The sequence below is a fragment of the Hazenella coriacea genome (genome assembly GCF_004341825.1).
Classification (GTDB): Bacteria; Bacillota; Bacilli; order Thermoactinomycetales; family Thermoactinomycetaceae; genus Hazenella; species Hazenella coriacea.
The window spans coordinates 513,373-519,590 of the sequence record NZ_SMAG01000003.1; the positions used below are offsets into that span (position 1 = coordinate 513,373).

At 40.0% G+C, this 6,218-nt stretch carries 6 protein-coding genes; 1 reads left to right on the plus strand and 5 read right to left on the minus strand.

The features are described 5' to 3' along the window. Positions 1-32 precede the first annotated feature (32 nt). Positions 33-341, plus strand: coding sequence for a DUF4870 domain-containing protein (locus tag EDD58_RS08690; protein WP_131924458.1), 309 nt, complete (start codon positions 33-35; stop codon positions 339-341). Between the two features lie 121 nt (positions 342-462). Here the strand turns inward: EDD58_RS08690 and abc-f are convergent, their stop codons facing one another. The 5 genes from abc-f to EDD58_RS08715 all read right to left on the minus strand — a co-directional run. After that, complete coding sequence (gene abc-f / locus EDD58_RS08695) at positions 463-2,067, minus strand: ribosomal protection-like ABC-F family protein (protein WP_131924459.1); 1,605 nt, start codon at positions 2,065-2,067, stop codon at positions 463-465. Positions 2,068-2,403: 336 nt separating this feature from the next. Continuing rightward, positions 2,404-2,889, minus strand: coding sequence for a GNAT family N-acetyltransferase (locus tag EDD58_RS08700; protein WP_131924460.1), 486 nt, complete (start codon positions 2,887-2,889; stop codon positions 2,404-2,406). A 339-nt stretch (positions 2,890-3,228) separates the two neighbouring features. Further along, positions 3,229-4,176 carry a nucleoside recognition domain-containing protein gene (locus EDD58_RS08705; protein WP_131924461.1) on the minus strand — a complete coding sequence of 316 codons (948 nt, stop codon included), beginning with the start codon at positions 4,174-4,176 and terminating at the stop codon, positions 3,229-3,231. 161 nt (positions 4,177-4,337) lie between these two features. Next, on the minus strand, positions 4,338-5,729 hold the full coding sequence (gene rlmD, locus EDD58_RS08710; protein ID WP_131924462.1) for a 23S rRNA (uracil(1939)-C(5))-methyltransferase RlmD: 1,392 nt from the start codon (positions 5,727-5,729) through the stop codon (positions 4,338-4,340). 134 nt (positions 5,730-5,863) lie between these two features. Then, positions 5,864-6,218, minus strand: a 355-nt coding sequence (locus tag EDD58_RS08715; RefSeq protein ID WP_165875897.1) for an RNA-guided endonuclease TnpB family protein, incomplete at its 5' end; no start/stop codon positions are given.

The following is a 6,218-nucleotide window of genomic DNA, read 5'->3' on the forward strand; positions in this document are numbered from 1 at the left end:
GACTTTCATCAAAAAGGAAGTGACATCATCTCATGGATACAAAGTGGATCAAAGTACTCATTCATGCTAGTACATGGTTTGCACCGATCCTGGTACCCATTATTGTTTATCTAGTCGCAGATGATCGAGATATTAAAAAGCTCTCTTTACAAGCCTTAATATTTCATCTATCCATGGTCGTCTTACTCGCCATCTCATCAGTCCTAACAATCATCTTGATCGGATTTTTACTCATATTTATCTTCACATTAATTTCTATCATCATCCCAATCATGGGGATTATCTATGCTTTACAAGATCGTACATTTAACTACCCAGTCATCGGTCAGTTTATTTCCTGATTTTTTCCATCGCCATCCTTGGTTACATCCTAAGTGAGAAATCAGACCAAGGATGGCTTTTTTATCATCTAAATAGATTCAATAATCCCATCACTAAGTTCTTTGAACCTAAATACATGAACTACATTCTAGCTTTGACTTGCTTTATTTCCTCAACCAACTGCTGGAAGCGTTTCTCTAATTGAGAAGAAATATCTCCTTTAGGTGTAGTTGATAACCTACCAAGCACTTCACTCAGTTCATTCTCCAATGATAACAACCGTTGTTTCTCTTCAACCACTAAATCTGATAGAGAACGGTCCTTTTTATGTTGAATCCACTCCTGATATGTTCCTGAAAAATATATCGCCTCTTTATTTTCAATGAGTAACACATGCTCTGCTAATCCTTGAATCAACTGACGATCATGAGAGGCGAAAAGAATGGTTCCCGGGTAAGCTCGCAACACATTTTCTAACTCTTCTCTAGTAAAGACATCAAGGAAATTGGTTGGTTCGTCTAATAATAAACAGTTACAGTCACTAAGAAACACTTTGGCCAAGGCTACTTTGACTCGCTCTCCTCCACTCAATACCCCTACTGGTTTATAAACATCCTCTCTGCGAAACAGCAGACGAGCGAGAACGGTGCGGACCAACGACTCTGTATATGGACTCTCTTCTTTGACATTTTCAAGAATTGATTTCTGTTCGTCCAACTGGGTTAAATTCTGTCGAAAATATCCAATTTGGGTAGAAGGAGAAAGATAAACTCCTGGTACTTGATCGACGATCATTTGAAGTAAAGTTGACTTACCTACCCCATTCTTACCAAGAAGAGCGATTTTTTTACCAGAAGGGATTTGACAAGTAAACGAGTTGAACAGCTCTCGTGCTCCGATCCTTTTACTTACCTGGTCGATGCGTAGTGCAACTCGGCTTTCCATGGGTCGAAATACTTCTGTTTCAAAGCGTACTGATGGTAATGAAGTCGGCTTTTCCTTCTCTTCTAATTGGTTAATTCGACTTTGAATCGCTTTAGTTCCCTGATCTAGTTTTTTCTTTTTGCCACTCGTTACCCACTTATGAAGTCTCGCCTCACTTGGTCCCATCCGCTTCGGAGCTTTACGAACTCGTTGGGAAGCTAATTGTGTTTCAGCCTTTGCATCAAGTAGCCTTCGTTTTTCAGCTACATATTGTTCATACTCGAAAGCTTGACGACGAAATTGTTCCTCTTTTTGTTGGCGGTACTCATCGTAGTTACCCGTATATACTTGAACGACCCCTTGTTCAACTTCGATGATCTTATCACAGACAGCATTTAACAACGAGCGGTCATGCGAAATCAATAACAGTGCTCCTGGATATTGTTGAAGCTCTTTTTCTAACCATTGGATTGACTCAAGGTCTAAATGGCTTGTTGGCTCATCGGCTAAGAGAAGAGCTGGTGATTTAGCAAGTGCCTTAATGATCTTACGCCGTGTCTTCTCTCCTCCACTTGCTGGGGGCTCTAGATCACTATCCAGTCCATCCCCTTGATGAATCCAACTCATCGTTCCATGAAGATGAATGATCCCTTCATCGACCGGCATTTCTTTACTTAAACAACGTAACAATGTCGTTTTCCCGGCTCCATTGACCCCCACGATTCCGATCTTATCTCCTTTAAATATCTGAAGTTGATCCATCGAGAACAGTAATCGATCACCCAACCATTTCTTTACCTTTTGCGCTTCCAAAATGAACATAAAAAAAACCTCCCTGAGAGATCCTAGAGAGGTTCGTTTTCCATTCCTAAATAAGATATACTTGTGGATATGCCAAAAAACATGAAAACCAATCAGCTATTTTCACAAGGTATATCGAAAAATGGGCAAACGAATCCCGCTCTAGTTCTTAAGCATTTTTAATTGCTTTGAGTTAGCGAGATTTCTGCTCCATCGTTCGAAATACCATTCCTTTCAGAGTTATCGATGACTGTCACTCTAAGTTGAGTGATTCATCCTATAAAATTTACAATATAAACATTATATTTTACATTATAAGGAATATATATTCATGTGTCAAGAGAGGGATTTTATTGATCAAAGAGCTCGCCGCATGACCTGAGCGCTGCCTTCACTACGGATCACTTCAAAGGCTAAACGTTCATAAAAGCGTACGGCTGGATGATCTTTAGCTACATGAAGTGATAAACCTGGATACCCCTCTAAACGCGCTTGGTTAATCAGTCGAGTGAGTAAATCACGCCCTAATCCTTGACGTCGATACTCAGGGAGTATAGCAATCGTAATCTCAGGCTCCTTCTCTGAAACAAACCCATACCCCGGTTTTTCTTTACTAAACTGCCGAAACCAAGCCGCTCCCACAGGTTTCTTCTCTTTTTTTTCAACAGCAAAAAAACCTAAATCACCCGATTGACCCCAGTTTTCTAAATATCGGCTTAACTCAGGGTGATCCACATTTTCGGATAATTTCTGTTCACCAACTGGAGCTTGGATCGCCAAATATAAAAATTCTTTTAAATGTACGGAATCACTTGGTTTGATCACTCGATAAATAAAGTTCAATCATTCCAACCCCTTTTAACAAATCATTCATTGATATATATAAAACAATAATTTTTAGATATAAGTAACATTTCGATAATAAAACAAGATGTACCTGCTAATTATTTTTGAAAACATAAAAATGTATATAAAAAAAGGTGTGAACTCTCATCACAAATAAAAACTATTGACTATTGAAATAGTCAATAGTTTTTATTTATTACTCTGTACAGGTTTAGTCACATATGGATCCAAATCCCGTCAGAGAGATGTTTCCCATCCTTACTCACGTAGCCGGTTAAAAGTCGTTCGCAAGAGTCACATCTCCCCTCTTGGGTGGATGAGATCGATCATTGCTTCCTAAGATGAAGAAACAGCCACATCTACCTTTTGTCTTGAAGAATGATTCCAAAATTTTGCTACTACCCAAGTTAATACTAAGGCAGTCATCACTCGAATCAATAGAAGATAAATAACAGGAATGCCTAATGGTATAAAGATCAAGGTATCTTCGATGACCGCATGGCAGACCGCTAAGAAAATGAAAATGATGGTAATATCTCGTTTAGGTAGGGGATTTTCTTTGGCTTGTTCAAGAATGAGACCTGCTCCAAACATTAAGCCAGCTAATAATCCACTAGTCATCGTAATTGATCCTTTAGGTGTAACTCCAAAAGGTTTTAGTAATGGAGACATTTTAGATGCAAACCAGTTCAACCCGTTAAAGTCTTTTAAAATCTGGATCGCAAACATTAAAGGAATAATAATGATTGCTAACATCCCTACACCATTAGCTGCTTTTAACACTGCAAACCAAATAATCTCTCCCCAACCAACAGGGGCTATCTCTACTTCTTGAATCGCTACCATCGTCGCTGGTTCGCTTCCACCTTGCCAAATCCAGTGGATAAGAAATGCAGAGATCATCGCTAAACCGATCCGAATACTAACGATCAACCAAGTAGATACCCCTACTCGTTTACAAATGGCTGATTCGATAAACATATTATGAGAAAAACTTAACATCGTCGCTAAAATAAAGACTTCCTTCACAGAAAGATCGAGGGTGAGGATCGCACCGATCGCGGCATAGAGGTTTAATACATTACCTAAAACAAGTGGAATCGCCGCATCACCACTGAGCCCAATCCAGGACATGAAAGGAGCTATTCCTTTGGTCAACCAATCCATCAACGGGGTATATTGAATAATTTGAATGATAACAGTGATGGGAAAAATAATTTTTGCTAATTCCCATAATGTACGAATCCCTGACTGTAGTCCTTTCTTCCAAGAGATCGATTTCACACTCCCACTCCTTTTCTCTATACGCCTTGAGCCTGTATCAAAAAATGTTCACCATCCATGATTTTTCACCGTTCTGTAGTGATCGCAAGAGTCATTCTAAAAAACCAAGATTTGCTATATCTGAGGTTTCAAGTTATTCATGCAACATCCTATATTTACACTTAATCTTTCCATGTAAATGTAGATACACTTTCCACATGAGCTGTCTGTGGGAACATATCTAGAGGAACTATTTTCTCTAGTTGGTAACCACCTTGAATGAGCTGTCTACTGTCTTTAGCCAACGTAGAGGGATTGCATGAAACATAAATAAAGCGCTTTACCTTTACTTGAAGAAGCGCTTGAATCAATGCGGGTTCAAGACCTACTCGTGGGGGATCTACAACAATGACATCCGGCTTCAACCCTTCTTCCAACCATTGTGGAAGTAACTTTTCAGCTTTTCCTAGCACATATTCAACATGTTGATATTCGTTAAGTAAGGCATTCTCTTTGGCATCTGCAACCGCTTCTGGGATGATATCCATACCAATCACCCGCTTGGCTTGATCAGCTAACCATAAACCGATCGTTCCAACCCCACAATACGCATCTACAACAATTTCATTTCCTGATAATTGAGCTGCTTGTTTCACTTGGTCGTATAGTTTTTCCGTTTGAACTGGGTTAAGTTGAAAAAAGGCACGTGCAGATAGCAGATAGCGAATATCTCCTAACTGCTCTTCAATCTTTTCCTTTCCCCATAACACTCGAGTTTCCTCACCAAAAATGAGGGAGGTTTTTTCAGGATTCAAATTGTAGATGATACTTGTCACTTGAGGTAAAGATTTTCTGATTTTTGCTACTAACTCCTTTTCCTTCTTGAATGACGGAGTGCGAGAAACCAAAACCAGTTGCACTTCCTCAGTCGCTAATGCCACCCGTGCAACTAAATGTCGCAGGCTACCAGTATGTTTTTTCTCCTCGTAGATAGGAATCTGAAGCTCTTCAACTAGCGAACGAACCTTATTTAAGACTTGTGTCACTATTGGGTGTTGAACTAAACACTCACTCAGATCCACCAAATGATGTGAGCGAGCAGAAAACATTCCCATAGCTACTTTGGAGCCTGTCCTCTTTAAAGGAAGTTGAGCCTTATTACGATAAGACCATGGGTCATCCATGCGAACGGTTTTCTCAATAGGGATCTCTGTCAGTGTAGTATAACGTGAAAACGCTTCTTCGATTAACTCACGCTTGAGTCGCAATTGTAATCGTCGATCTATATGTTGAAGCTGACAACCACCACACTCTTCATAAACAGGACATCGAGGATCAACACGGTATGCAGAACGCTTCTTGATTTGAAGCAACTTAGCTTTGGCAAATTTATGATCAACTTGCGTGATTTTCGCTAAAACTTTTTCACCAGGAATTGCCCCTTCGACAAAGATCACTTTCTTTTGATAGTAACCTACGCCTTCACCATTGATTCCAAGACGTCGAATGGGGAATTGAATTACTTGTCCTTCCCGAAGAACAATTTTTTGTTTTTGTGGATCGTTTTTCGCCATATCAAACTCCCTCTTTCTTTCGAGAACAGAAACTATGATCCATTGTAACCTATTATTGAACACTCCCGCCACCTACGCCGATGGCTAAGAGGTGGGGGATTCTTAGGAACTCCCATCCACGGACAGGATCTTAACTAAGCTTCAACCGTAGTTCCTACGGCAAGAAGTCTCAACCCTTCATTCAAAATATTGTTTGCTGCATTTAAGTCTCTGTCATGGTCTGTCCCACATGCAGGACAAGTCCATGATCTCAGGTTCAGATTCTTCACTTCTTTATTTCTGAAACCACAGTGAGAGCAAAGCTGGCTAGAAGGAAAGGTTTTACCCACCTTGACAATGGTTCTCCCAAACCATTCAGCCTTGTATTCCAACAAGGCTACAAACTCAGACCATGAAGCGTCTGTGATGGATTTAGCTAGCCGATGGTTCTTCACCATGTTCTTTACTTGCAAATCTTCCAAGCTGATGACTTGGTTTTCGTGAATCAGC